Below are 25,076 nucleotides of genomic sequence, written 5' to 3' on the forward strand. Positions count from 1 at the left end.
AGCCTAGTGGAGACTGCTCTGGGGCTGGGAAGGTGCTGGCTGATCCTGCTCCGGTTCGGGCGTCGACGCGAGCTTGCTCGGCCACCAGATCTTCTGACCGATATCGTAGGTCAAGGCCGGGACCAGCAAGGATCGGACGATCAGGGCGTCGAGTAGGACACCGAACGCCACGATGAACGCGATCTGTGCGAGGAACAACAGCGGGATCACCGCCAACGCCGAGAAGGTTGCTGCCAGAACAACTCCGGCAGAGGTGATCACTCCACCGGTCACGGTGAGTCCTCGCAGCGCACCCGCCCGAGTGCCGATCTTCAGCGCTTCCTCACGCACCCTCGTCATGAGGAAGATGTTGTAGTCGATTCCCAGCGCCACGAGGAACACGAACGCAAACAGCGGGACCACCGGATCCGCGCCCGGGAAGCCGAAGATGTGGTCGAACACCAGCGACGAAATGCCCAGTGTCGCAGCAAACGAGAGCACAACGGTGCCCATCAGGAGCAGCGGTGCGAGCAGCGAGCGCAGCAGCAGCGAGAGAATCACGAAGACCACGATGATCACCACGGGAATGATCAGTGTCCGGTCCCGCGTCGAGGTGGTCTTGGTGTCGAGGTCGGTCGCGGTCACACCGCCCACCAACGCATCGGCACCGTCGACGGCGTGAACTGCATCACGTAGCCGAACAATCGTGTCTTCGGCCGCGAGCGAATCGGCAGCGTCAGTCAGCGTCGCCTGCAGGGAGACTCGTCCGTCGACCACCAGAGGTGCTCTCCCGTTCTGGACAACACTCACATCGCTGACACCTTCGACGCGACTCGCTTCGACGACGGCATCGGCTTGGTCGGCATTGGCGATCACCACCGCCGGCGACCCGGAACCCGCGTCGAAGTGCTCACCGAGAATCTCCTGGCCTGCAACCGAATCGACGTCGAGCAAGAAGATGTCGGACGAAGAGACACCGCTGGCTTTGAACTGCGGCATCATCAGCGCGAAGATCACAAGCACCAGCGTCGACGCCACCCAGAAGCGGCGCGGATGCCGACCGATTCGAGCAGCGAGCCCGGCCCAGAACCGGTGATCGTTCGCCTCGTCGTGGTGCTCGCGGTCGGCGTCGAACTTCGGTGTGGTCGGCCAGTACGCCGTCCTTCCGAACAGAACGAGGACAGCAGGTAGGAACGTCATCGATGCGAGGAAGGACGCGGCGATGCCGATGGCGGCCACCGGACCGAGCCCGCGGTTCGAGTTCAGGTCGGAGAGCAACAGGCACAGAACGCCCGCGATGACCGTTCCGGCAGATGCTGCAACTGGTTCGAGCGTCGCGCGCCACGCAGTGCGCATTGCTGCGTACTTGTCCTTCTCGATCCGCAGTTCCTCCCGGTAGCGAGAGACCAGAAGTAGCGCGTAGTCGGTGGCGGCACCGAACACGAGGATGAACAGGATGCCCTGGCTCTGACCGTTCAGTGCGATGACGTCCGCGTCGGCGAGCAGATACACGAGCAAGCTCGACAATCCGAGCGCGAAGATCGCCGAGAAGATCACCACGAACGGCAGGATCGGGCTCCGGTAGACGACGATCAGGATCAGGATCACGACGGATCCGGCAACTAACAACAGCAGTCCGTCGATACCGGCGAATGCCGCCGACAGATCCGCAACCTGCCCGGCGGGACCGGTGACCTTGACTGTCAGTCCGTCGGGGCTCGACTCCAGCGCCGCGCGCAGCGCTTTCACGCTGTCCTTGACCTCGAGGGTGCTGTCGACGGGCAGGAACATCTGGAGCGCCTGCCCGTCGGCCGACGGGATCGGCGGCGATGCGGCGTCTCCGAATCCCTCGGTACCGACAAACGAATCGACGGCCTGGGACAGGAAGGTGGAGTCGGTGGGCTCGAGTCCTCCGGATCGTTCCGCCACGACGATGGCCGGCACGAAACGTGTGTCCGTGAAGCTCTCTTGAAGCTTCGCCACCTCGGTGGCTTCGGCCGAGGCCGGCAGGAACGACGTGTTGTCGTTCTGCTGCACCGTGCTGAGCTTTCCGGCGAACGGCCCGCCGAATCCTCCGATGGCCAGCCAGCCGATCACGAGGAGAGCTGGCACAATCCATCGAAGGCGACGAACAGGACGATTTTGTACTGGTGTGCTCACTGGGTCTCCAGGGATCGGCAGCAGAGAGGGCTTGCCGACTATTTTGTTCAGCATGCTGAGTAATTGCAAACGGAAGGCACGAACATGAGTAGCGACGGCCTGGACGACTGGCCAACCGGCCGACTGTTGTCCACCGCTGCGCGCCTGGTAGAGCACTCGTGGGAGAAGGTTCTGCGGTCTCAGGACATGACGCACGCCGGACTGATCGTGCTCCACTCCATCGCCGGTGGACCCGCGTCGCAACGCGACATCGCAAAGAATGCCCGAGTAACCGATCAAACGATGAGCCGCACCATCGATCGCCTCGAACGAGCGGGTTACGTCACCCGAGACACCGATCCGCGCGACGAACGTCGGCGCGTGATCGCGATAACCGACGCCGGACGACTCACCTACGAGCGACTGCTCACGCTCGAGAAGGAAGACGCCGCATTGACTGTCGGTGTCGGGGACGTCGCCGCGCTGCGCGAACAACTACTGCGGTTGGTTCGCTCGCCCGGATTGAAGACGGCAACTCGCGAACAGCAAGAACCTGCGCGCGAGTAGAAAGCGCGGCTAGAAAGCCGGCCAGGGAATCGTTCGATGGCCGTTCGGTTCGGGCATCACCGCGGACTCGGCGAACTGCATCGCCCGCACGGCCAAGGCCACGACTTCTTCTTCGGTGATCAGTTCGGACAACTCGTCCCCGAGATCCCCGTCGAGGGTTGTCGCGAATTCGGCGACGTCGGCGATCAAGGCACCGGGTACGGGCTGGCCGGCCCAGCCCCACAACACGGTCCGCAACTTGTTCTCCGAGTGAAGACAAATTCCGTGATCAACTCCGTACACCGAGCCGTCGACGCCTTCGAGCGCGTGACCACCTTTGCGGTCGGCATTGTTGATGAGGACGTCCAGAACGGCCATTCGCTGCAGCCGTGGATCGTCCGCATGGATCAGCGAGACGGGTTCGCCCTCCGAGTCGAAGGCCTGCAGGACCTCGAACCACCCGGGCGGAACGTTGCCGGGACTGCACAGGTCGACCATCTCGAGTCCGCCAGATCCGTCCGCACGGCGATCGACGGTGTCGATCCAACGCTGCACCATTCCCGGCCCGAAAGGCCCGTCCCGCAACACTGTTCGCGGAATCACACCCCAGCCCAGCGCCTCGGACACCCGGTACGACGCGACCTCACGCCCCGCCAGAGTGCCGTCCGGGAAGTCCCACAGCGGACGCTCCCCACGCACCGGCTTGTAGACCACACGGGTGGACTGCTCCCCCAGAGTCGACTCGCACACCAGCGTGGCGTTGCTCGCTGTCGTGATCTGACCGATGAGCGTCAGATCACCCTCGAGCAGAACGTCCGGCACACCAGGTTCGGACACGATGTCAAACCTCGTCGTCTGCGTCGTCGATCGCAAAACCGAAGGACTCGCCGCGACGGTATCCGTTGGTGCGGATGCACACGTGTCCCTCGGGCGCCAACGGTTCACCACACAGCGGGCACGGAGCGCGTCCCGCCGCGATGACGCGCTCGGACCGCAGCGAGAATTCACGCGCTTGCTCCGGGGTCAGGAACACACGGACAGCGTCCGGACCGTCGTCGGCGTCGTCGAGGACAACCGATTCGTCGAACTCCGTCTCACTGACGGCAAGCAGCTCCACGACGACCGCACCGGCATCGGCGTCCCAACCGAGCCCCATCGTGCCGACCCGGAACTCCGCGTCCAGCGGAGTGACCAGTGGGCTGAGATCGGAGACGTCGTCGGCCTGCGGCGGAACCTCGGTACCGAAGCGTCGATGCACCTCTTCGAGGAGAAGGCCCATGCGATCGGCGAGGACCTGAACCTGCTGCTTCTCGAGCAGCACGCTCACCACCCGTGATTCGTGCACGGCCTGGAGATAGAAAGACCTGTCACCGGGTTCGCCCACCGTTCCTGCGACAAATCGGTCAGGAGTGCGAAATACGTGAATCGCGCGCGACATTGCACCTCCTCGAGTTCGAGCAGAACATCACTGAATACCCATTATCCGTCACAGCTCACGCACCGACCTCTCCGCCGGGGACTGACTCCTGTGCGGGAGCCGAACCGTTGGTCGCGGCCTTCGCTGCACCGATCGCGGCGAGCACGTCTCCGGTGTCGTTGACTCGCAGAACGAACGGCAGTGTGGCCGTGTAGCGAATCACGCTGACCGAGGCGGGCTCGGCGACGATGCGCTGGAACGAATCGAGGTGCATCGCAAACGCGTCGGCGAGAACCGATTTGATGACGTCACCGTGCGTGCACGCGATCCAGACGACGTCCTTGCCGTGTTCTTCGGCCAGCCGTGCGTCGTGCTCTCGGATCGCAGCGACGGCTCGCGCCTGTACCTGAGCGAGCCCTTCACCGCCGGGAAACACTGCACCGGAAGCGTGGCGCTGCACCACTTTCCAGAGCGGTTCTTCCAACAACTCCTTGAGCGGGCGACCCGTCCAGTCGCCGTAATCGACCTCGATGAGGCGATCCTCGACGACCGGTGTCAGACCACGGTCGACGGCAATGGGGCCGACCGTCTGCTCGCACCGCAACAGCGGCGAGCGGACGATCTCCGCGATGTCCAGACCGACCAGCCGATCGACGACGCCTTCGGCCTGTTTCCGGCCGTGGTCGTCGAGTTCCACACCCGGCGTTCGACCGGCCAGGGTATGGGCAGTGTTGGACGTCGACCGCCCGTGCCGCAGTAGGACAACTGTCATTCCACAACCCTAATGGGGCGGTGGCCGCACGGACGGGTGGTCGACGTCGAAACGGGCACTATGTCGCGGACACGACCCCTGTGGCCAGCAACGCAAGGACGACTACGCCGAGAGCGATTCTGTATCCGACGAACCAGTACATGGAGTGATCGACAACAAATCGAAGCAGCCACGCGATCGCTGCATAACCGACCGCGAAGGCGATGACGGTTGCCACCAGCAACTGCGGACCGCTCGCGTTCAGACCCTCACCGGCAGGTTCGAAGGCATCCGGGAGGCTGAAGAGGCCGGAGGCGAGAACCGCCGGAATTGCCAGCAGGAACGAGTAGCGTGCCGCAGCCTCGCGGGTGAGCCCGAGGAAGAGACCGGCACTGATCGTGCCACCCGAACGTGAGACACCCGGGATGAGCGCGAGCGCCTGAGCTGAACCCATGATGATGCCGTCGCGCGCCGTGAGCGATTCGATCGGACGCGTCTTGCGTCCGTAGTACTCGGCAGCGGCGATGACGAGTGCGAACACGATCAGCATCGTGGCAATCAGCCACAGATTGCGTGCGCCGGTACGGATCTGGTCTTTGAAGAAGAACCCGAGGATGCCGACCGGGATGGTGCCGATGATGACGTACCAGCCCATCCGGTAATCGAGATCTCCCCGGTGCTCGGCGTTGAACACACCCCGGAACCAGGCAGTGATGATCCTCACGATGTCGCGCGCGAAGTAGATCAGGACCGCCAACTCGGTGCCGAGCTGCGTCACCGCGGTGAACGACGCACCGGCGTCACTGCCGAAGAATATCTCCGACACGATTCGCAAATGTCCGGAAGACGAGATGGGCAGGAACTCGGTCAATCCCTGCACGAGGCCCAGGATCACGGCCTGGAGCCAGGTCATCGCTTCGCCCATCACTCACCGATCCCGGCTGATTCGAATGGGGTTACTGCACACAGGTTTCGTGTGTCGGGTTCACGTTTCACCGGCGCCACGCTACCGGGGCCCACCGTGCCGCGCCGCGCCCGGCACGTCCGTGTCCGAATACCCCGACTCGAGGCGAGCGCCTACTAGTCTGCACGTGGTGAGATCTCTCGGGTGCCGCACTTGCGCACACGAGTCGGGCGCGAGATGCAGGCGGTTATGAAGCACAGATCTGTCGGAACGAGCGGACTTCGGGTCTCGCGACTTGGGCTCGGCACACTGACATGGGGACGCGACACGGACGGCGACGAGGCCGCTGCGCAGCTACTCGCGTTCGCCGAGGCCGGCGGAACCCTGGTCGACACCTCGCCCGCGTACGGCGCCGGTGCGGCGCAACGGATCCTCGCCGAGTTGCTCGACGACGTCGTTCCACGTGACGAACTCATCATCAGCTCGAGCGCCGGCATCGATCCCACTCCGATCGGCACCGACCGCGTCGACTGCTCGCGGCGCGGATTGCTCCGCCAGCTCGACGCGACTCTTCGTGAACTCGGAACCGACTTCCTCGACATGTGGCAGGTCGCAACCTGGGATCCGCTCACGCCTGTCGACGAGGTTGCAGCAACCCTCGACTACGCGGTCTCGAGCGGCAAGGTGCGGTATGTCGGAGTGCGCGGCTACCTCGGCTGGCAGCTCGCAACGGCCGTCGGAGCCGGTGGCGCAACAACACTCGCCGCGACGCAGGCCGAGTACTCGTTGCTGGCGCGCGGCGTCGAGGAAGAATTGTTCGCAGCGGCGGCCCATCACGGCGTCGGAGTGTTCGCCGCAGTACCCCTCGCGGGCGGCGTTCTGACCGGCAAGTACCGCGACGGCATTCCCGTCGATTCCCGCGGCGCCGACGAGGCACATTCACAGGACGTGCAGAGCTATCTGAGCGATTCCTCGATCCGGGTGGTCGACGCAGTCGTTACCGCCGCCGACGGTCTGGGTACTTCTCCACTGGCGGTGGCACTGGCCTGGGCACGCGATCGTGCCGGGGTGGCCAGCGCCGTCGTCGGTACGCGTGATCTCGCCCAGTTGACAGGAGTACTGGCAACCGAAGAATTGGAACTGCCGAAAGCGATTGCCGCGGCTCTCGACGACGTGAGCGCTTAGTTCGTCCCGCTGATCGAAATACCGGAGGTATCGTCTTGGCGAGGGCAGGCTAACCTAGTAGGCAACGCTTGACTACAGCCTCAGGAGAATCAATGACCACGCTCGACGTAGACAGCCTTTCCGCAGACGCAGGCCCCGCCTTCTCCGAACGAATCAAGACCGAGACGGACGCAGCACACCGCGAGACGGAGCAGTCGCGATTCGTAGGCGCGCTTCTCGGCGGTGAGCTGACCACGGCTGGCTACGCCGCTCTTCTGGGACAGACGTACCTCGTCTACACGAGCCTCGAAGAGGCCGGCCGCACACACGCCGACAACGAGTTGGTCGCTCCGTTCCTGTCCGAGGATCTGTTGCGGGTGGCTTCGCTCGAAGCCGATCTCGAGTTCCTCGGCGGACCGAACTGGCGCGACGAACTCGTGGCCTTGCCGGCAACCGAGCGTTACATCGCCCGCCTGAAGGAGGTGGCGTTCGACTGGCCTGCCGGCTTCGTCGCACATCACTACCTGCGATACATGGGTGACCTCTCGGGCGGACAGATCATCCGCCGGATGCTCGAGCGCGCCTACGGATTCGAGACCGACGGACTTCGCTTCTACATCTTCGAAGGCATCCCCAAGCCGAAGCCTTTCAAGGACGACTACCGCTCGAATCTGGATGCACTGCAGATTCCTGCCGAAGAGCAGCAGCGTTTCATCGACGAGGTGAATCTGGCGTACCGCCTCAACGGTGACCTGTTCGCCGATCTCGAAGGCGACATCGAGAGCTACCTCGTCAAATGATGAAGCGCTTGGCCGCGGCGGCACTGGTCGCAGCAGCGGGGTTCGGTCTGGTCGCTTGCGGCTCCAGCGACAATTCCACGACCTCGCCGGGTGCCCGGACCGCGGTACTCGAAGATTCCAGCCCGGTTCCCGTGGCCGACAACCCGACCGCGACTCTGCCCGTGACGGTCAAGAGCTTCGACGGCGTCGACGTGACCATCACCGACAACAGCCGGATCGTGGCGGCCGACCGCTACGGGACGCTCGCAACGACGACGGTAGCTCTCGGACTCGGTGACAATCTTGTGGGCCGCGACACCGCAGCCAAGTTCCCTTCAGTCGCGGACGTGCCGGTTGTCACGGTCGGCGGCCAATCGCTCAATACCGAAGCGATCCTCGATTTGAATCCCACCGTGGTACTCACCGACACGAGTATCGGGCCCAAGAGCGTCCAGGATCAGTTGCGCGCTGCGGGTGTTCCCGTCGTCTTCTTCGATCCCACCCGAACACTCGAAGGTGTGCCGAGTCAGCTCCAGGCCGTCGCCGACGCCCTCGGCGTTCCCGCTCAGGGCGCCGCGCTTGTCGACCGAACCGAATCGGAGATCGCTGCAGCTCGCGACCTGGTTCCCGACGAGGGTGATCCACTGAAGATCGCGTTCCTCTACATGCGAGGATCGGCCATCACCATGATCGGCGGTGAGGGTTCCGGAGCCGATTCCTTGATCGAGGCGCTCGGTGCCACCGATGCAGGCACGGCCTCGGGCATCGCCCAACAGTTCGTGCCCATCACCAGCGAGGCGCTGATCGCCGCCGCGCCGGACGCTCTCCTCATGATGACGGATGGGTTGGCGTCGATCGGCGGTATCGACGGCCTCGAAAAGGTCCCCGGCATCGCTCAGACACCGGCTGGAAAGAACAAGAACGTAGTCGACATGGAGGACGGGGTGCTACTCAGCTTCGGGCCGAACACCGGACGTGTCATGGCGGCCCTCGCCGAAGCGATCTACGCGCCTGGTGGATCGTGAGCAGAGATTCGTGAGTGCTGATTCGTGAGTACAAAAACAGGCAAGACAGAGACAGGTAAGTCTGGGCCCGGAGCCGAGGATTCACACGACGTCAAGGGTGCCGACAAGTCGGCATCCGGCCCCGCATCGAGGTCGCGGGTGAGTGCGGTTCTGATCAGTTTGACCCTCGCTCTGGTGATCGTGGCAGTGCTGTCGGCGTGCATCGGTCAGGTTCCGACGTCGCCGCTCGAGGTTTTGGGCAGCATCCTGCACCGCATCGGCCTCGATCTCGGTCCGATGCCCGCCCATCCCAGTGGTGAAGTGACCTTGTGGGAGGTTCGCTTCCCCCGCGTCGTGCTCGCCATCTGTGTCGGCGCGGCGCTGGGATGTTCCGGAGCGCTACTGCAAGGTGTGTTCTCCAATCCGCTCGCCGAGCCCGGAGTGATCGGAGTGTCCGCGGGTGCGGCGGTCGGCGCGAGTGCTGTCATCGTTGTCGGCGGCACGTTCGTGGCCGGCTGGGCCGTAGCTGCGGCTGCGTTCGTCGCCGGGCTCGTCACCACCGCGGCGGTCTACCTGCTCGCTCGGCACGAAGGCCGAACCGAAGTGGTGACGCTCGTTCTGACCGGCGTTGCGATCAATGCGTTCGCGGGCGGCCTCATTGCGTTCTTCACGTTCGTGGCCAGCCCGTCTGCTCGCGATCAGATCGTGTTCTGGCAACTCGGCTCACTCAACGGCGCTTCCTGGAACGCCGTCCTGATCGTGGCTCCGATGGCCGTCGTCGGGATTGCCGCGACGATGATGATCGCCCCACGTCTGGACCTGCTGGCTCTCGGCGAACACGCGGCTCGTCATCTGGGCGTCAACGTCGAACGACTGCGCCAGTTCGCGGTACTGATCGTCGCCCTTCTCGTCTCCGCGAGCGTTGCCTTCACCGGCATCATTCTTTTCGTCGGGCTGGTCGTTCCGCACCTGATGCGCATTCTCGTCGGGCCTGGCCATCGCGCGTTGATTCCCGCCAGCGCCTTGGCCGGAGCACTGGTTCTGCTGGTCGCAGATCTCGGCTCGCGGTCGCTGATCGACAACGCAGACCTGCCCCTCGGAATGCTGACCGCGCTGGTCGGCGGACCCTTCTTCTTCTGGCTTCTCCGACGCACCCGCGCGCAACAGGGCGGGTGGGCATGAGCAGCCTCGTACGAAACTGGCGCGAACTGTTCGGCCGCGTCACTCCCGAACCGGAGAGCCCAGCCGTCGGTGACGTCACGCTCGAGGCGCGCGACATCACCGTCGAACGCGGTGGTCGACACATTCTCGAAGGCGTGTCCATCGAAGTCCGGGCGGGAGAAGTGGTCGTCCTCGTCGGACCGAACGGCGCCGGCAAGTCGACTCTTCTTGCGGCGTTGGCCGGTGATCAGCCCGTCATCGCCGGGCGGGTGGACGTCGAAGGTACTGACCTCACTCAGTGGTCGCCGATCGACATGGCGCGCCGACGCGCGGTGCTCCCCCAGAAACACACCATCGGATTTTCGTTCAGCGCTCGCCAGGTCGTTCGCATGGGACGTTCGCCCTGGGCCGGAACTGGCCGAGAAGACCGCGACGGCGCTGCTATCGCTGCGGCGATGAAGACCTGCGATGTCGAGGGATTCGCCAATCGGCCGTTCGCCGTCCTGTCCGGCGGCGAGCAGGCGCGGGTCGCTCTTGCCCGGGTACTGGCACAGGAAACGTCCACCATCCTGCTGGACGAGCCGACTGCAGCACTCGATCTCGGACACCAGGAAGCGGTGATGTCCGTGGCACGCGCCCGCGCTGCCGACGGCGATGCCGTCGTCGTGGTGTTGCACGATCTCGCGTTGGCAGCGGCGTATGCCGACCGAATCGTCGTACTCGAGAACGGTCGCATCGCCGCCGACGGTCCCCCGGAATCGGTGTTGCACGAAGAGCTTCTGACCCGCGTCTACGGTTATCCGGTCGAGGTGTTCCCGCATCCGACAACCGGAGCGACGCTGGTCATCCCGCGCCGAGAGTTCACCGAACAGAATCGATGATCGATCCCAGTCTGTTGAGGACGGCTCTCACCGTCGGCAGGCTGCGTCCGTCGCCCTCCCGATCGCCGTCACCGATATCGGGATGTGACCAATCAGTCTCGGTCGAGAGAACTGCGTCACGGACCACACCGGCGATGCTTCGCTCGTCGGTCAGATCGATGTCGGTCACCGATCGCTCCGCCGTGGCGACAACGTCCGACGGGGTCGGCACACTGTGCTCGCAGTATTCGCCGTATACCTCGACGAACAGCATGCTCTTGCGTACGCGGAACGCGAAAGTTCGACCGTCGGACCTGCCGAAACCGTGTGCATGAGCGCCGACGGTGAGGTCCTCGATCTCGAAGCCCGGCCGCGCCGGTTCGGGCGGCTGTGCGCCGGAATCGGTGGGTTCTGTGGGAATCACAATGATCTCCTCGGTGATTGCAGCGTCAACCGCAATCGCTGTTCGTACGGTATCGCGTCAAAGGTGTGAGCGGAATGATCGGTAGTTCCTCGACGCGATGAACGGCGCCCGACTGCGATCAGGGATGATCGATGACAGTCGCACTGCGTGAAGAACAGATGACAAGAAAAAGAGGAACTACACATGGCTCGCCTAGGGATCCGCACCACTGCAGCAGCAATGGGGGCGGCGGTTCTGCTGGTCACAGGATGTTCTTCCGGAGATGGCGGAGACGACCTCATCACGATCGATCCCGCTACGGCAGCGGTCTCACCGGCCACCACCAGCACCCCGGACGGCGTGGTTCACCCGTATTCAGGTCTGATCGATTCCATCACATTCGACCCGGTCACGCGCAGCGCTGTCGTGGTTGCCAACGACCCCCGGTCGGTGTTGGTCGTTCCTTCGGACGGTTTGGCCGGCGCCGACCCCGCCTCGGCAGGTCGTCCGACAGCCCTGGATTCCGACGTACGCGACGTGTCGATCGGCTCTGACGGTAGCGCTCTTCTGTCGATGGATCGCCAGGTAGTGAAGCTGAATCTGACTTCGGGCGAACAGACATCCACCCCTGTCGACGGCCAGGCGAATTCCGCGGTCGAGCTCGACGACGGCCGTATCGCGATCGGCACGGACAATGGTTCAGTTCACATCGTCGACCCGAAGACCGATCAGTCACAGACGGTTTCGGGATTCGCATCCGTCGACGAACTCGCGGTCACCGGCGACAACCTGAGCGCCCTCGATCACCGTCAGACCTCGCTGACCGCGATCAATCTCGAAGACGGCAAACTCGGCGTCGCTCTCCGCGCCGGTGAGGGCGCAACACATCTGGCCACCGATCGCTTCGGACGCATTCTGGTCACCGACACCACCGGCAACGAACTGCTCGTCTTCACTGCCGATCCGCTCCTGATGCACCAGCGCTACCCTGTCGGCGAGTCGCCGTACGCCGTTGCCTACGACGAGACCGCTGATCGGGTGTGGGTCACGCTGACCGCGACCAACGAAGTGGTCGGCTTCGATCTGTCGTCCGGCATCCCCGTGGAGACCGGACGGTTCAAGACGGTGCGACAGCCGAATTCGTTGGCCGTAGACTCTTCCAACGGCAATCTGATCGTCGGATCGGCAACCGGTGACGGGCTGCAGGTCATCCCGTCACGGGAGAACTGATGGAAAAGCGTACGCGCGGGATCCCCGCGCAGTGGGAAACGTCGGACGACAAGTTCGACTATGTGCCGCTGCGGCTACCACCGAACGTTTCGCGGGTCACCGCGTCGATGCGTCTGGCGATCTCCGCCGAGTTCGGCGGATGGGAACTCTCCCGGGTCCGTCTGTACCCCGACGGCAGTCGTCGTGTGCTTCTCAAGCGGAAGAAGACGCCGCTGCACGTGACCGATCCGGACGGCATTCAGCACTGATCGGTCAACAGACGAACCAGAGCCCGCCGCTATCGAAACCGCTGACGAAATCACACCATCGAAGAGCTGGAGAATCGTGTACCAACTGCTGCTGAGCCTGATGTTCCGGATCCCGCCGGAACGCATCCACCACATTGCCTTCACCGCGATGAAACTGGTGACACGGTTCGCTCCCCTTCGCTGGCTGGTCGCAAAAGTCCTAGTCGTCGACGACCCGGTACTGCGGAGTCAGGCTTTCGGTCTGACGTTCCCGGCACCTCTCGGCCTCGCCGCAGGATTCGACAAGGACGCCACCGGAGTCGACGCCTGGGGCCCGTTGGGATTCGGTTTCGCCGAGGTCGGAACAGTGACGGCCCAGGCTCAGCCCGGTAACCCCGCGCCGCGTTTGTTCCGTCTTCCGGCCGACCGCGCTCTGATCAACCGGATGGGCTTCAACAACCACGGCGCTGGTCACGCGGCGAACTTCCTGCGACAGCGCCGCGTCACGGTCCCCATCGGCGCCAACATCGGCAAGACCAAGATCGTCGAAGCCGCCGACGCCGCTGCCGACTACACCGCCAGCGCGCAGCTTCTGGGTCCGCTGGCCGACTTCATGGTCGTGAATGTCAGCTCGCCGAACACGCCCGGACTCCGTGATCTGCAGGCCGTCGAATCACTGCGCCCGATCCTGCAGGCCGTGCTCGACACCGTCAGCGTGCCGGTACTGGTGAAGATCGCGCCCGACCTCTCGGACGAGGACGTCGACGCTGTCGCCGATCTGGCAGTCGAACTCGGGCTTGCCGGAATCGTCGCGACAAACACCACGATCCGCCGCGACGGTTTGAAGACCCCGGACGCCGAGGTAGCTGCACTCGGCGCGGGTGGGCTGTCCGGTGCACCGGTTGCCGAGCGCTCCCTCGAAGTGCTTCGGCGTCTGTACGCCCGAGTCGGCGACAAGATGACCATCATCTCGGTCGGCGGTATCGAGACAGCCGATCAGGCGTGGGAGCGCATCCTCGCCGGTGCGACGCTGGTGCAGGGATACACGGGCTTCATCTACGGCGGACCGTTCTGGGCCCGCAGCATCCACAAAGGCATAGCCAAGCGCGTGCGCGCAGCCGGCTTCTCGTCGATCGCCCAGGCAGTTGGAGCTGAGAACCCTCGCTAAAACTGCTGTGCGCCTTTATTAACCGCGGGCGGTTAATAAAGGCGCACAGCACAGTGATTATTCGACCTCGAACGTCCCGGTCAGGGTTGCACGCGCAATCGCGTGATGGAACACGTTGAAACCGAGGAACGCCGGCGACGAGTCAGGGGTGACTCCGTCGAGCGTCTCCACGTCGAGGGCATGCACCGCGACGATGTAGCGATGCGGACCGTGCCCGGGAGGCGGGCCCGCACCGATGAAACCGAACCCGCCACCGTCGTGGCGGAGGGTGACGGTTCCGGCGGGCAGGACATCGCTGTCCGCCGCGCCGGCACCGGCGGGGAGTTCGGTGACGGAAGCGGGGATGTTCGCCACGGCCCAGTGCCAGAATCCCGACGCCGTCGGTGCGTCCGGATCGAACACCGTCACGACGAAGCTCTTCGTCTCGGCCGGAAAGCCAGACCACGAGAGCTGCGGTGAGATGTCTTCGCCACCGGGGACACCGAAGGCTCCACTGGCCTGAGCGAGCTTCAGCGGCTGGCCGGCAGTGATGTCGTCACTGGTCAGCTCGAAACTCGGCAACTTCGGCAATGGTTCGTACGGATCGTGCGCCATGCGAATCCTTTCTGTGACAAGAGAGCTCGATGTGCGTCGAGCTCACGGATCTATCCACGTGCTCGTCAGGAATTGAGCAGGAAATGTTCCAGAACACGTGTCCCGAACAGTAGTGCGTCCACCGGAACTCGCTCGTCGACACCGTGGAACAGCGCACTGAAATCGAGCTCGGGCGGCAACTGCAACGGCGCGAAGCCGAAGCAGCGAATGCCCAGTTTCGCGAATGCCTTCGCGTCGGTTCCGCCGGAGAGCATGTACGGCACGGTGCGAGCTTCCGGATCGTGCGCAAGGATCGCCTCGTTCATGGCATCGACGAGATGGCCGTCGAACGTCGTCTCGTACGAGTCCAGCTTGGTGATCCACTCGCGGGTCACGTCGGGACCGATCAGTTGGTCCACCGTGCGCTCGAATTCGGCCTGCCGTCCCGGCAGCACACGGCAGTCGAAGACCGCCTCGGCCGTCTGCGGAATGACGTTCGCCTTGTATCCGGCCTTGAGCATCGTCGGGTTCGCGGTGTCACGGAACGTCGCCCCGATGATGTTGGCGATCGTCCCCAGCTTTGCGAGGGTGTCGTCGATGTCCGGTGATCCCGGATCGAAATCCAATCCGGTCTCTTCGCCGACGGCGGTGAGGAACTCGGCGACCGAATCCGAGATCACGATCGGGAACTGATGCGCAGCTAGCCGCGAGACCGCGCCGGCGAGTGTCGCGACCGCATTGTCGTCGTGGAGGAAGGAGCCGTGCCCGGCGCGTCCCTTGGCAGTCAGACGCATCCAGCCGAGACCCTTTTCCGCAGTCTCCACGAGGTAGAGCCTGCGGTCGGTTCCGTCGGGCCGCGGAACCGTCAGCGAGAAACCGCCTACCTCACCGACGGCCTCGGTCACTCCCTCGAACAAATCCGGGCGATGCTCGACCAACCATTGGCATCCGTACTTTCCGCCCGCTTCCTCGTCTGCCACGAAGGCGAACACCAGATCGCGCGGCGGCACGACGCCTTCCGCCTTGAACTGCCTGGCAAGAGCCAGGATCATCCCGACCATGTCCTTCATGTCCACGGCGCCGCGCCCCCACACGTAGCCGTCCTGGACGGTGCCGGCAAAGGGATGGACGCTCCAGTCGGCGGGCTCGGCCGGGACGACGTCGAGGTGACCGTGAAGCATCAACGCACCTCGACCCGACTCAGCTCCCTTCAATCGGGCAAAGACATTCCCGCGGCCGGGTGCACCGGACTCGACGTATTCCGTCTCGTAGCCGACTTCTTGAAGCTGCGCGGCAACCCACTCCGCGCACGCACGCTCACCTTTTGTGGTTTCGAGTTCTCCCGTGTTCGAGGTGTCGAAGCGGATGAGAGAACTGACCAGTTCGACTACTTCTGCTTCGGCTCTGCTCGGATTCGGATTATTCGGGGTTGTGGTCATTCCACTTTCCTACCATCGAATCAAACGACGCGGGCGACCGGAATGCCCCGCAACCTGGCGATTTGGGGCAGCTCACCGAATCGGATACTCTTTCCCAGCACCGAGAAATCGGGGCCGAGTCCGAGTGGCGGAATGGCAGACGCGCTAGCTTGAGGTGCTAGTGTCCTATTAACGGACGTGGGGGTTCAAGTCCCCCCTCGGACACTCGAATACAGCAGAAAGACCCCAACCTGATCAGGTTGGGGTCTTTTTGCTGTGCGCCTTTATTAACCCCCGGCGGTTAATAAAGGCGCACAGTAGTGGGGCGATTTGGGACCTGACGATGCCATCGGATACTCTTTCCCAGCACCGAGAAATCGGAGCCGAGTCCGAGTGGCGGAATGGCAGACGCGCTAGCTTGAGGTGCTAGTGTCCTATTAACGGACGTGGGGGTTCAAGTCCCCCCTCGGACACTCTGTGTTGAGACAGACAGGAAAAGCTCCGGTTCATCGAACCGGAGCTTTTCTCGTAATTGGCGAAGTTCCCGCACCAGGGAACAGTCCGCGCGAGCGGCGATCGAGATGGAACAGAAGTTCGAAGTGGATACAGACACCAAGAAGTCGGATGCACTGCAGGCAGATTCGCTGGAAACAGCCGATTCAGAATCTGCTCGAGCCGAACTCACCGGACTCGACCCCGCAGAACTCGAAATCTGCCTGAAGGTCCTTTCCGAAGCCGCTGAACTCGACGACGAGCATCCCGACTCGATCACCATGCAGCGCGCTGTCGGACATCTGTTCAAGCGGCTCAAAAAGAAGCGTCGCCTCGCCTCGCGCGCAGCGGTCAACGAAGCCGACCGCCAAGTTGTCGCCGCGACTGCCACCGGTTCACCCGATCGCATCGACGACGAGACCGCAGGCATTCCGATCAAGTCGAACACCGCCGGCGCCTCCGCCGGCACGCTCATCAAGGCGCGGCCGTGCTACATCTGCAAGCAGCGCTACACCGCAGTCGACGCCTTCTACCACCAACTGTGCCCCGATTGCGCTGCCACCAGCCGCAGCAAACGTGATGCGAGCACCGATCTCACCGGCCGACGCGCACTCCTGACCGGCGGCCGCGCGAAGATCGGCATGTACATCGCGCTGCGCCTGCTGCGTGACGGCGCGCACCTGACCATCACGACACGATTCCCCAACGACGCGATCCGCCGATTCAAGGCGATGGAAGACAGCAACGACTGGATACACCGTCTGCGCATCGTCGGCATCGACCTCCGCGACCCCGCCCAGGTTGTTGCACTCGCGGATTCCGTTGCCGCACAGGGTCCACTCGACATCCTCATCAACAACGCCGCGCAAACCGTCCGACGCTCCCCCGGTGCCTACGGCGCTCTGGTGGACGCCGAGTCCGGAGCACTGCCCGCAGGCGAGCTGCCCGATGTGCTGACCTTCGGCAAGACGAGTGACGCTCACCCCGCGGCTCTGGCCGGATCGCTGTCGGACGTCGCAAGCATCACCTCCGGAAATCTCTCCGCCGACGCGGTCAGTTCACTCGCACTCGTCGCCAAGTCCGCTTCACCCGATCGCATCGAGCAAGGCATCGCCATCGACGCCGGCGGACTGCTCCCCGACCTCGCACACACCAACAGCTGGGTCCAGACCGTCGAAGAGGTCGATCCGATCGAGCTTCTCGAAGTCCAGCTCTGTAACTCGGTCGCGCCCTTCATCCTCGTTTCGCGCTTGCGCCCGTCCATGGCCGCAGCAGCTGCGCGACGCAAGTACGTCGTGAACGTCTCGGCCATGGAAGGTCAGTTCAGCCGCGCGTACAAGGGCCCCGGCCACCCGCACACCAACATGGCCAAGGCGGCACTGAACATGCTGACCCGCACCAGCTCCAAGGAAATGCTCGACGACGGCATCCTCATGACCGCCGTCGACACCGGCTGGATCACCGACGAACGCCCGCACTTCACGAAGATGCGTCTGGCCGACGAAGGTTTCCACGCACCACTCGACCTCGTCGACGGCGCCGCCCGCGTCTACGACCCCATCGTTCAGGGCGAGCTGGGCGTCGACCTGCACGGCTGCTTCCTCAAGGACTACAAACCGTCACCGTGGTGATGGGCGGCACCCCGCAGTGGTGACAGGCAGCACCTAGGCGCCCCAATGTGGCGATTTCGTCACCGCCAAACCCCCGTGTCGAGTAGCTCATTTCAGGTAGGGCACAGCATTGCAGGCGATAATGGACTGCGAACCTGCTCACCGACTCGGAGGAACCATGACGATCGCCGTCGTACACAAGGACAGCCCGGAAGGCCGCGCCGCAATCGTGGCCGCCGCACGGGAATCCGTGGGTCGAAGCGATGAACTGCTGGTTCTGCACGTCCTGGACGACGTCAACATCGGGGACACGGTCAACACCGGAGACACCGAGGACGATCGGGCCGCTCTTCGCGGCGAGATTCAGTCAGCTCTCGATGCCGGTGGATTCTCGGAGACGAAGTGGGATCTGCGCACCACCGAGCACGACGGCGATCCGGTGACCGCGCTCGTCAACCTGGTCCACGGCGCGGGTGTCGATCTCCTGGTCGTCGGAACACGCCGGATGTCCCCCATCGGCAAGTTCCTGCTCGAACGCCCGCTGCAGCGACTTCTGCTCGAAGTGGAGGCTCCGATCCTCGTCGTCAAGGAGGCCCTCCCTGCCGAGTGACCTCGGTCACATCACTTTCGGGTACTCGTTTGTAGGCTGGCTCCATGACTGGAACCTCGCCCGCCCGAGAACTCGACATCATCGTCTACGGAGCGAGCGGCTTCGTCGGAAAGCTACTCGCCGACTACCTCGTCAAACACGCTCCCGAAGGTACGAAGATCGGCCTCGGTGGCCGTTCCCTCGAGAAGTTGGCAGCCACTCGCGCCGATCTGGGTACCGCCGCCGCCGATCTCCCCCTGATCATCGCCGACGCCGACGACGCCACGGCGTTGAAGGCGCTCGCGCAACGAACCCGGGTCGTCGCCACCACGGTCGGCCCGTACGCCAAGTACGGCCACACCCTTGTTCACGAATGCGCTTCCGCGGGAACTCATTACGTCGACCTCACCGGTGAGGTGCTCTTCCATCGCGAGAGCATCGACGCCAATCACGAGCTCGCGGTCTCGACCGGCGCAAAGATCGTCCATTCCTGCGGATTCGATTCCATCCCTTCCGATCTCGGAGTTCACGTCCTCCACGAGAAGGTCACTGCCGACGGCGCCGGTGAGCTCACCGACACAACCCTGGTGGTCACGGCGCTGCGCGGCGGCGTGAGCGGTGGCACCATCGATTCGCTTCGCAACCAGATCGACGTGTCGAAAGACGATGTGCGCCTGCGGAAACTCGCTGCCTCGCCGTATTCGCTGAGCCCCGATCGTGACAGGGAGCCCGACCTCGGACGTCAGAGCGACGTGAGCGTGGTCGACGGCAAGAAGATCGATCCTTCGTTGAAGGGGTGGAAGGCACCGTTCGTGATGGCGTCGTACAACACACGAGTCGTTCGTCGCAGCAATGCGCTCCGAGAGTGGGCGTACGGCAAGAAGTTCAAGTACAGCGAGGTGATGAGTGTCGGTTCTTCGGTGGTGTCACCGCTCATCGCGGGCGGCGTGGCGGTCGGCCTCGGTGCGCTGGTCGCCGGACTCGCCCTTCCCCCGACGCGCTTTCTTCTCGACAAGGTATTGCCGGCTCCCGGCGAAGGTCCGAGCGAGAGCACCCAGAAGAAGGGTCATTTCACGCTCGACGTGTTCACCACGACCACGACCGGCGCTCGATACACATCACGAGTGAAGGCGAAGGGCGACCCGGGATACAGCGCAACGGCGGTAATGCTCGGCGAATCTGCGTTGTCGTTGGCGAAGGACCACAAGGATCTCCCCCCGGCCACCGGCGTTTTGACCCCGGCGACAGCGCTCGGCGGCGTCCTGGTCGAGCGCCTACGCGCGGCTGGTTTCGAGATTTCCGCGCGAAAACTCTAGACAGAACGAATTTCACTTGATCGTTTCAGCTCTTCGCGCCCGATTATCGCAGCTCAGGGCGCGGACAGCGGTGGGAATACTCCCAGGTAACATTGATGTTGGTTCATGGCATCCATATGTGGTGCTCCGCTTTCGGAAAAGTGAGGCTATTCATGACTGAGCGCGTTCAGGTCGGCAGTCTTCAGGTTGCCAAGGTTCTCTACGACTTCGTGGTCGAGGAGGCTCTTCCCGGCACCGGTGTAGATGGCGAGACGTTCTGGGCCGGCGCCGACAAGGTCATCACCGAGCTCGCACCGAAGAACCGTGACTTGCTTGCCAAGCGTGACGATCTGCAGGCTCAGATCGATCAGTGGCATCGCGATCACGCCGGCGCTCCCATCGACGCCGCAGCGTACAAGGCATTCCTGCAGGAAATCGGCTACCTCCTGCCGACGCCTGCCGAATTCTCGGTCACCACCGCGAACGTCGACACGGAGATCACCTCGACGGCCGGCCCGCAGTTGGTCGTGCCGATCCTCAACGCGCGCTTCGCACTCAACGCGTCCAACGCCCGCTGGGGTTCGTTGTACGACGCGCTGTACGGCACGAACGCCATCTCGGAGGAGAACGGGGCCGAGAAGGGTTCCGGCTACAACAAGGTCCGCGGCGACAAAGTCATCGCCTGGGCGCGTGAATTCCTCGATGCGGCAGCACCTCTCGCGTCGGGATCGCATGCCGATTCAACCAAGTACGTTGTCGACGGCAGTGAACTGAAGATCACGTTGGCAGACGGTACGGTCACCACGCTCGCCCAGCCGGAGAAGTTCGTCGGCTACCTCGGTGAGAAGGACGCACCGACGAGCATCCTGCTGCTCAACAACGGCCTGCATGCCGAGATCCAGATCGACGCCTCGTCCCCGATCGGGAGCACCGACGCCGCCGGCGTCAAGGACGTCGTTCTCGAATCCGCCGTCACCACGATCATGGACTTCGAGGACTCGGTCGCCGCAGTCGACGCCGACGACAAGGTTGTCGGTTACCGAAACTGGTTGGGTCTCAACCGCGGTGATCTGTCCGAGGAGATCAAGAAGGGCGCCAAGTCCTTCACCCGCACGCTCAACGGCGACCGTAAGTACACCGCCGTCGACGGCAGCGAACTCAGCCTGCACGGTCGTTCGCTCCTGTTCGTCCGCAACGTCGGTCACCTCATGACCAACCCCGCGATCCTCGACGCCGACGGCAACGAGGTCCCCGAGGGCATCCTCGACGCCTTGATCACCAGCGCCTGCGCTGTGCACGGCCTCTCGATCAGTGACGCGAACGGCCCGCTCGACAACAGCCGCACCGGCTCGATCTACATCGTCAAGCCCAAGCAGCACGGCCCCGAGGAAGTTGCCTTCACGACCGAACTGTTCGGCCGTGTCGAGCAGGTCCTCGGCCTTCCGGAGAACACGCTCAAGGTCGGCATCATGGACGAGGAGCGTCGTACGACGGTCAACCTCGCTGCGTGCATCAAGGAAGCCAGCGACCGCGTCGTGTTCATCAACACCGGCTTCCTCGACCGCACCGGCGACGAAATCCACACCTCCATGGAGGCCGGCGCGATGGTGCGCAAGGCCGAGATGAAGAAGCAGAAGTGGATCGGTGCCTACGAAGACTGGAACGTCGACACCGGACTGGCCTGCGGTCTGCAGGGTAAGGCGCAGATCGGCAAGGGCATGTGGGCCATGACCGAGCTGATGGCGGACATGCTCGAGCAGAAGATCGGCCACCCCAAGGCCGGTGCCAACACCGCGTGGGTTCCGTCGCCGACCGGCGCAACGCTGCACGCGACGCACTACCATCGCGTCGACGTGTTCGCAGTTCAGGATGGTCTGAAGGGCAAGCCTCGCGCGAGCGTCGACGACATCCTGACCATCCCGCTCGCGCCCAGCACAGACTGGACGGACGCGGAGAAGAAGGAAGAGCTCGACAACAACTGCCAGTCCATCCTCGGATACGTCGTCCGCTGGATCGACGCAGGCGTCGGCTGCTCCAAGGTTCCCGACATCCACGATGTCGCGCTCATGGAGGACCGCGCCACGCTCCGCATCTCGAGCCAGTTGCTCGCCAACTGGCTGCGTCACGGCATCGTCAGCGAGAGTGACGTCGTGAGCGCGCTCGAGCGGATGGCCCCGGTTGTCGACCGTCAGAACGAGGGCGACGCCGAGTACCGCAACATGGCACCTGATTTCGATTCCAACATCGCGTTCCAGGCTGCCAAGGAACTCATCCTCGAAGGCGCGAAGCAGCCCAGCGGGTACACGGAGCCGATCCTGCATCGCCGCCGCCGCGAGTACAAGGCTGCCAACGCCTGATTTCACCTTCTTCGAACTCGAAGCTGAACCCGAACAGCCTCGGCGCCGCTCCCGGTGCCGAGGCTGTTCGCGTAGGCCCCGAAGATTCGTCACTAGACTGGCCGAGGACACAGTCCGTTCGACAGACATTCTTCGAGTGACCGAGGTAGGGCAAGGTACGTGGGCGAACATCGCGGCGGGTCAGGCGCCAGAGGTATCAGCAAGGGGCCGATTCTCGTCGTCGTGCTGATCGCCTTGATCGTGGCAGGCTTCTTCGGGTGGAAAGCCCTCAGCAGTCGCATCGACGATCAGGGGCAACAAGCGGCAGGCACGTGCGTCGAAGGCAACAAGACACTCGACGTCACCGCTGATCCGTCCATCGCCCCACAGGTGGAGGAACTGGCCAAGCGGTACACCCAGACCTCGCCGGTGGTTCGTGATCACTGCATCGCCGTCGCGGTGCACGGTGCACCGTCCGCGGCAGTGTCGACGGCACTCGAAGCCGGTCCGGCGGCGCCCTGGGACGACGCAGCATTGGGACCGCGCCCCTCCCTGTGGATCCCGACGAGTTCTTTCGAACTCGCGCCGCTGGCGGGCAAGGCCGTGATCAACGGTGATCCTCGCTCGCTCGCGAGTTCTCCGATCGTTCTGGCAGTCGGCCCCGAGACCGCGGCAGCATTAGCCGGCGCAGCATCGAGTTGGAAGTCGTTGCCTTCGGATCTGACGGTTGCCCTGCCAGTCGGAAGTACCGAAACTTCCATGGCGGCACAGGCAATCGCTGCCGACGTCGCCGATGCGGGTGCCGGTCCGGTCACGACAGATCAGGCGAAGTCCGCGCAGGTCAACGCTGCGCTCAGTGCGCGGGCGTTGCAGTTCCAATCCTTGCCGACTCCCCCCACGTCCACTGCCGAAGCCCTCGGGGCACTGAGCGCCGGAACACCGGATTCGGTGAAAGCCGTTCCGGCCACGGAACAGTCGATAGCGCAGAGCGCGAACGCTGCGATGACGACGTACTCCCCCGCCGGCGCAACGCCAGTTGCTGATTATCCGGCGGTCATCATCTCGGGCAGCGGGATCGACGAAACCGCTTCGCGCGCAGCGGCTCAGTTTGCCGATTTCATGCGTGAGCCGAATCAGTCACAGTTGTTCGTCGGCGCCGGTTTCCGGGTCGAGGGCCAAGACCTTCCCGATCTCGGTGCGGTGTCCCCGGCCAAGGTCTCGTCCACGTTGATTCCCGCGTCGGCCGAAACCGCAGCTGCGCTCGGTGACATCGTCGCCAATCCGGTCTCTCCGCGCAGTGCCACCATCCTGATGGACACGTCGGCGTCGATGGGTACCGACGACGGTGGCACTACCCGCTTGGCGAACGTTGCTGCGGCAGTGAACACTCAATTGGGTCGCAGCCCTGACGCTTCCGACATCGGCCTCCGCGAGTTCAGCACGGGCACCGACGGAAAACCGTCCGAGCGCATCCTGGTTCCGGGCGGTTCACTGTCCGAACCGAATCGGCGTGCCACCATCACCGATTTCCTCAACGGACTCCGAGCCGGCGGAAAGACGTCCAAGTACCCGGCGCTTGCCAGCTCGTACAAAGCTGCGGTGGACGGTTTCGACGCGGGACGAGTCAACTCGGTGCTGCTGATCACTTCGAGCACACCTGACGAATCCACCACGACGCGAGCCGAACTGCTCAGCGCGATCGCGGCAGCGGGCAATCCGTCGCGTCCGGTGCAGGTCGACGTGATCGTCGTCGGTACGGGTGACGACGTCTCCACTCTCCAAGACGTCTCGGATCGGACGGGGGGAACTTTGGTTCGCGTCGATTCGACATCCGACCCCGCTCTCGCGGCCGCAGTGACCAAGATGCTGTCCTGATGGGGCGCGTCGCGGTTTTTGCAGTCCTTCTCGCCCTTCTGACCTGGTTCCTGCACCGCCGACTCGTTCGCGCCACCGGCATCCCGAGGCGATGGGCTCGTCTTGCCGATACTGTGCTTGTCGTCTTGGCGGTCTCGACGCTCATCGGGGTCGGCAGTGGCGAAGTCTTTCCGACGTCGTGGGCGCGACCGATCGGATTCGTCGGATGGGTCTGGCTGGCTTCGTGGCTGTATCTGATTCCCGGACTGCTCGTGATCGGCCTGTTCGCCGGGATCGGTCGACTACGTGCACGCCACACGGATACCACGACCGAAGTCGACCCAGCCAAGCGTCGTACGTTGCAGTTGGCTACAGCAGCAGTCACTCTCGCGGCGATCGGCACCGCCGGCTACGGCGTCTACGAGGCGTCGGGCCCCAAGATTTCCCGCGTCCGCGTGCCGCTCGCTCGCATACCTGAGGGCTTCAACGGATACCGGATCGCCTTGATCACCGACCTGCACGTGGGACCGGCCCGAGGGGTCGACTTCACCCGCAAGGTGGTCGAGATCGTCAACGCACAGAACGTCGATCTGATCGCGATCGGCGGCGACCTCGTGGACGGCACCGTCGCGAAAGTTGCTCCCGACCTTGCTCCGCTCGCCGATCTTAAGGCGCGGGACGGAATCTTCGGAGTCAGCGGAAACCACGAGTTCTATGCCGACGACGGCGGCAAATGGCTCGATGTCTGGGAATCACTGGGGATCACGACGCTTCGCAACAGTCGCGCCTCGATCCAGCATGACGGCGACACCATCGACGTCGTGGGCATCCACGACTACACGTCACCGGCCCCGTACGAGCCGAACCTGACGGCCGCGCTCGCAGGCCGCGATCCGAATACTTTCGCCTTGCTTCTCGCACACGAACCGCGCCAAGCGATCGAGGCATCCGAGATGGGTATCGATCTGCAACTGTCCGGGCACACTCACGGCGGACAGATGTGGCCGCTGCGCTACCTCGTTCCGCTGCAGCAGCCTTCGGTGCAGGGCTTGGACAAGATCGGAAACACCGTGCTGTACACGACGCGTGGCGCCGGGGCGTGGGGCCCGCCGGTACGTGTCGGCGCACCACCGGAGATCACCGTTCTCGAACTCGTGCGCGAGAGGTGATGATCTCC

The 25,076-nt window shown here is 63.8% G+C and carries 23 protein-coding genes and 2 tRNA genes; 17 read left to right on the forward strand and 8 right to left on the reverse strand.

The window, feature by feature from the left end; all coding sequences use genetic code 11:
- Positions 1-3: 3 nt before the first annotated feature.
- Positions 4-2,193 carry an MMPL family transporter gene (locus ABWI03_RS29950; protein WP_298785312.1) on the reverse strand — a complete coding sequence of 730 codons (2,190 nt, stop codon included), beginning with the start codon at positions 2,191-2,193 and terminating at the stop codon, positions 4-6.
- Between the two features lie 30 nt (positions 2,194-2,223).
- Between ABWI03_RS29950 and ABWI03_RS29955 the strand changes: the two genes are divergently transcribed.
- On the forward strand, positions 2,224-2,685 hold the full coding sequence (locus ABWI03_RS29955) for a MarR family winged helix-turn-helix transcriptional regulator (RefSeq protein ID WP_095970070.1): 462 nt from the start codon (positions 2,224-2,226) through the stop codon (positions 2,683-2,685).
- A gap of 9 nt (positions 2,686-2,694) precedes the next feature.
- Here the strand turns inward: ABWI03_RS29955 and ABWI03_RS29960 are convergent, their stop codons facing one another.
- The 4 genes from ABWI03_RS29960 to ABWI03_RS29975 are packed head-to-tail and all read right to left on the reverse strand — an operon-like array spanning position 2,695 to position 5,757.
- Positions 2,695-3,501 (reverse strand): SCO1664 family protein, encoded by an 807-nt coding sequence (locus ABWI03_RS29960; protein WP_095970069.1) that lies wholly within the window; start codon positions 3,499-3,501, stop codon positions 2,695-2,697.
- A 4-nt stretch (positions 3,502-3,505) separates the two neighbouring features.
- Positions 3,506-4,102, reverse strand: coding sequence for a DUF3090 domain-containing protein (locus ABWI03_RS29965; RefSeq protein ID WP_298785287.1), 597 nt, complete (start codon positions 4,100-4,102; stop codon positions 3,506-3,508).
- Positions 4,103-4,157: 55 nt separating this feature from the next.
- The gene (locus ABWI03_RS29970) at positions 4,158-4,853 is read right to left on the reverse strand and encodes a histidine phosphatase family protein (protein ID WP_003946173.1); all 696 of its coding nucleotides are present in this window, start codon (positions 4,851-4,853) and stop codon (positions 4,158-4,160) included.
- Between the two features lie 58 nt (positions 4,854-4,911).
- The gene (locus tag ABWI03_RS29975; RefSeq protein ID WP_030537531.1) at positions 4,912-5,757 is read right to left on the reverse strand and encodes an undecaprenyl-diphosphate phosphatase; all 846 of its coding nucleotides are present in this window, start codon (positions 5,755-5,757) and stop codon (positions 4,912-4,914) included.
- A gap of 228 nt (positions 5,758-5,985) precedes the next feature.
- Here ABWI03_RS29975 and ABWI03_RS29980 point away from each other — a divergent pair, with 228 nt between their 5' ends.
- The 5 genes from ABWI03_RS29980 to ABWI03_RS30000 all read left to right on the forward strand — a co-directional run bounded on the left by ABWI03_RS29980 (position 5,986) and on the right by ABWI03_RS30000 (position 10,725).
- Positions 5,986-6,921 (forward strand): aldo/keto reductase, encoded by a 936-nt coding sequence (locus ABWI03_RS29980; RefSeq protein ID WP_298785268.1) that lies wholly within the window; start codon positions 5,986-5,988, stop codon positions 6,919-6,921.
- Between the two features lie 92 nt (positions 6,922-7,013).
- On the forward strand, positions 7,014-7,700 hold the full coding sequence (locus ABWI03_RS29985) for a biliverdin-producing heme oxygenase (protein ID WP_003946162.1): 687 nt from the start codon (positions 7,014-7,016) through the stop codon (positions 7,698-7,700).
- On the forward strand, positions 7,697-8,704 hold the full coding sequence (locus tag ABWI03_RS29990; protein WP_298785254.1) for a heme/hemin ABC transporter substrate-binding protein: 1,008 nt from the start codon (positions 7,697-7,699) through the stop codon (positions 8,702-8,704). The genes ABWI03_RS29985 and ABWI03_RS29990 overlap by 4 nt, the downstream gene beginning before the upstream one ends.
- 138 nt (positions 8,705-8,842) lie before the next feature.
- Positions 8,843-9,865 (forward strand): FecCD family ABC transporter permease, encoded by a 1,023-nt coding sequence (locus ABWI03_RS29995; RefSeq protein WP_166810247.1) that lies wholly within the window; start codon positions 8,843-8,845, stop codon positions 9,863-9,865.
- Positions 9,862-10,725 (forward strand): heme ABC transporter ATP-binding protein, encoded by an 864-nt coding sequence (locus ABWI03_RS30000; protein ID WP_166810143.1) that lies wholly within the window; start codon positions 9,862-9,864, stop codon positions 10,723-10,725. The genes ABWI03_RS29995 and ABWI03_RS30000 overlap by 4 nt, the downstream gene beginning before the upstream one ends.
- Here the strand turns inward: ABWI03_RS30000 and ABWI03_RS30005 are convergent.
- Complete coding sequence (locus ABWI03_RS30005) at positions 10,706-11,128, reverse strand: hypothetical protein (RefSeq protein ID WP_166810142.1); 423 nt, start codon at positions 11,126-11,128, stop codon at positions 10,706-10,708. The genes ABWI03_RS30000 and ABWI03_RS30005 overlap by 20 nt on opposite strands.
- Positions 11,129-11,311: 183 nt before the next feature.
- Here ABWI03_RS30005 and ABWI03_RS30010 point away from each other — a divergent pair, with 183 nt between their 5' ends.
- The 3 genes from ABWI03_RS30010 (at position 11,312) to ABWI03_RS30020 (ending at position 13,732) form a co-directional block, all read left to right on the forward strand.
- The gene (locus tag ABWI03_RS30010) at positions 11,312-12,337 is read left to right on the forward strand and encodes a hypothetical protein (RefSeq protein ID WP_095970062.1); all 1,026 of its coding nucleotides are present in this window, start codon (positions 11,312-11,314) and stop codon (positions 12,335-12,337) included.
- Positions 12,337-12,585 carry a DUF5703 family protein gene (locus tag ABWI03_RS30015; protein ID WP_003946171.1) on the forward strand — a complete coding sequence of 83 codons (249 nt, stop codon included), beginning with the start codon at positions 12,337-12,339 and terminating at the stop codon, positions 12,583-12,585. The genes ABWI03_RS30010 and ABWI03_RS30015 overlap by 1 nt, the downstream gene beginning before the upstream one ends.
- Before the next feature lie 76 nt (positions 12,586-12,661).
- Positions 12,662-13,732 (forward strand): quinone-dependent dihydroorotate dehydrogenase, encoded by a 1,071-nt coding sequence (locus ABWI03_RS30020; RefSeq protein WP_296556133.1) that lies wholly within the window; start codon positions 12,662-12,664, stop codon positions 13,730-13,732.
- 57 nt (positions 13,733-13,789) lie between these two features.
- Here ABWI03_RS30020 and ABWI03_RS30025 read toward each other — a convergent pair whose 3' ends face one another.
- On the reverse strand, positions 13,790-14,326 hold the full coding sequence (locus ABWI03_RS30025) for a YbhB/YbcL family Raf kinase inhibitor-like protein (RefSeq protein WP_007733394.1): 537 nt from the start codon (positions 14,324-14,326) through the stop codon (positions 13,790-13,792).
- A gap of 65 nt (positions 14,327-14,391) precedes the next feature.
- The gene (locus ABWI03_RS30030; RefSeq protein WP_298785206.1) at positions 14,392-15,744 is read right to left on the reverse strand and encodes a M20/M25/M40 family metallo-hydrolase; all 1,353 of its coding nucleotides are present in this window, start codon (positions 15,742-15,744) and stop codon (positions 14,392-14,394) included.
- A gap of 118 nt (positions 15,745-15,862) precedes the next feature.
- On the opposite strand from ABWI03_RS30030, the gene ABWI03_RS30035 reads away from it, so the two are divergent.
- The 8 genes from ABWI03_RS30035 to ABWI03_RS30070 all read left to right on the forward strand — a co-directional run bounded on the left by ABWI03_RS30035 (position 15,863) and on the right by ABWI03_RS30070 (position 25,068).
- Positions 15,863-15,948: transfer RNA gene (locus ABWI03_RS30035), tRNA-Leu, on the forward strand.
- 162 nt (positions 15,949-16,110) lie between these two features.
- Positions 16,111-16,196, forward strand: a tRNA-Leu gene (locus ABWI03_RS30040).
- 108 nt (positions 16,197-16,304) lie between these two features.
- Positions 16,305-17,846, forward strand: coding sequence for an SDR family NAD(P)-dependent oxidoreductase (locus ABWI03_RS30045; RefSeq protein ID WP_074447104.1), 1,542 nt, complete (start codon positions 16,305-16,307; stop codon positions 17,844-17,846).
- A gap of 157 nt (positions 17,847-18,003) precedes the next feature.
- Positions 18,004-18,435, forward strand: a complete 432-nt coding sequence (locus tag ABWI03_RS30050; protein ID WP_298785189.1) for a universal stress protein — start codon at positions 18,004-18,006, stop codon at positions 18,433-18,435.
- Between the two features lie 44 nt (positions 18,436-18,479).
- The gene (locus tag ABWI03_RS30055) at positions 18,480-19,730 is read left to right on the forward strand and encodes a saccharopine dehydrogenase family protein (RefSeq protein WP_235169450.1); all 1,251 of its coding nucleotides are present in this window, start codon (positions 18,480-18,482) and stop codon (positions 19,728-19,730) included.
- 152 nt (positions 19,731-19,882) lie between these two features.
- Positions 19,883-22,066, forward strand: coding sequence for a malate synthase G (locus ABWI03_RS30060; RefSeq protein ID WP_298785168.1), 2,184 nt, complete (start codon positions 19,883-19,885; stop codon positions 22,064-22,066).
- A gap of 159 nt (positions 22,067-22,225) precedes the next feature.
- Positions 22,226-23,920: a VWA domain-containing protein gene (locus ABWI03_RS30065; protein ID WP_298785158.1), complete on the forward strand. Its 1,695-nt coding sequence runs from the start codon at positions 22,226-22,228 to the stop codon at positions 23,918-23,920.
- Complete coding sequence (locus ABWI03_RS30070; RefSeq protein WP_298785141.1) at positions 23,920-25,068, forward strand: metallophosphoesterase; 1,149 nt, start codon at positions 23,920-23,922, stop codon at positions 25,066-25,068. The genes ABWI03_RS30065 and ABWI03_RS30070 overlap by 1 nt, the downstream gene beginning before the upstream one ends.
- The last annotated feature ends 8 nt before the right edge of the window (positions 25,069-25,076 follow it).

The organism is Rhodococcus baikonurensis (assembly GCF_040489275.1).
Classification (GTDB): domain Bacteria; phylum Actinomycetota; class Actinomycetes; order Mycobacteriales; family Mycobacteriaceae; genus Rhodococcus_F; species Rhodococcus_F baikonurensis.

Excerpts from the sequence above, each read along its gene's own strand:
- ABWI03_RS29950 (WP_298785312.1), bottom strand. The coding sequence starts at position 2,193 with ATGCTGAACAAAATAGTCGGCAAGCCCTCTCTGCTGCCGATCCCTGGA.
- ABWI03_RS29955 (WP_095970070.1), top strand. The coding sequence starts at position 2,224 with ATGAGTAGCGACGGCCTGGACGACTGGCCAACCGGCCGACTGTTGTCC.
- ABWI03_RS29965 (WP_298785287.1), bottom strand. The coding sequence starts at position 4,102 with ATGTCGCGCGCGATTCACGTATTTCGCACTCCTGACCGATTTGTCGCA.
- ABWI03_RS29970 (WP_003946173.1), bottom strand. The coding sequence starts at position 4,853 with ATGACAGTTGTCCTACTGCGGCACGGGCGGTCGACGTCCAACACTGCC.
- ABWI03_RS29975 (WP_030537531.1), bottom strand. The coding sequence starts at position 5,757 with ATGGGCGAAGCGATGACCTGGCTCCAGGCCGTGATCCTGGGCCTCGTG.
- ABWI03_RS29980 (WP_298785268.1), top strand. The coding sequence starts at position 5,986 with ATGAAGCACAGATCTGTCGGAACGAGCGGACTTCGGGTCTCGCGACTT.
- ABWI03_RS29985 (WP_003946162.1), top strand. The coding sequence starts at position 7,014 with ATGACCACGCTCGACGTAGACAGCCTTTCCGCAGACGCAGGCCCCGCC.
- ABWI03_RS29990 (WP_298785254.1), top strand. The coding sequence starts at position 7,697 with ATGATGAAGCGCTTGGCCGCGGCGGCACTGGTCGCAGCAGCGGGGTTC.
- ABWI03_RS30000 (WP_166810143.1), top strand. The coding sequence starts at position 9,862 with ATGAGCAGCCTCGTACGAAACTGGCGCGAACTGTTCGGCCGCGTCACT.
- ABWI03_RS30010 (WP_095970062.1), top strand. The coding sequence starts at position 11,312 with ATGGCTCGCCTAGGGATCCGCACCACTGCAGCAGCAATGGGGGCGGCG.
- ABWI03_RS30015 (WP_003946171.1), top strand. The coding sequence starts at position 12,337 with ATGGAAAAGCGTACGCGCGGGATCCCCGCGCAGTGGGAAACGTCGGAC.
- ABWI03_RS30025 (WP_007733394.1), bottom strand. The coding sequence starts at position 14,326 with ATGGCGCACGATCCGTACGAACCATTGCCGAAGTTGCCGAGTTTCGAG.
- ABWI03_RS30030 (WP_298785206.1), bottom strand. The coding sequence starts at position 15,744 with ATGACCACAACCCCGAATAATCCGAATCCGAGCAGAGCCGAAGCAGAA.
- ABWI03_RS30045 (WP_074447104.1), top strand. The coding sequence starts at position 16,305 with ATGGAACAGAAGTTCGAAGTGGATACAGACACCAAGAAGTCGGATGCA.
- ABWI03_RS30050 (WP_298785189.1), top strand. The coding sequence starts at position 18,004 with ATGACGATCGCCGTCGTACACAAGGACAGCCCGGAAGGCCGCGCCGCA.
- ABWI03_RS30055 (WP_235169450.1), top strand. The coding sequence starts at position 18,480 with ATGACTGGAACCTCGCCCGCCCGAGAACTCGACATCATCGTCTACGGA.
- ABWI03_RS30060 (WP_298785168.1), top strand. The coding sequence starts at position 19,883 with ATGACTGAGCGCGTTCAGGTCGGCAGTCTTCAGGTTGCCAAGGTTCTC.
- ABWI03_RS30070 (WP_298785141.1), top strand. The coding sequence starts at position 23,920 with ATGGGGCGCGTCGCGGTTTTTGCAGTCCTTCTCGCCCTTCTGACCTGG.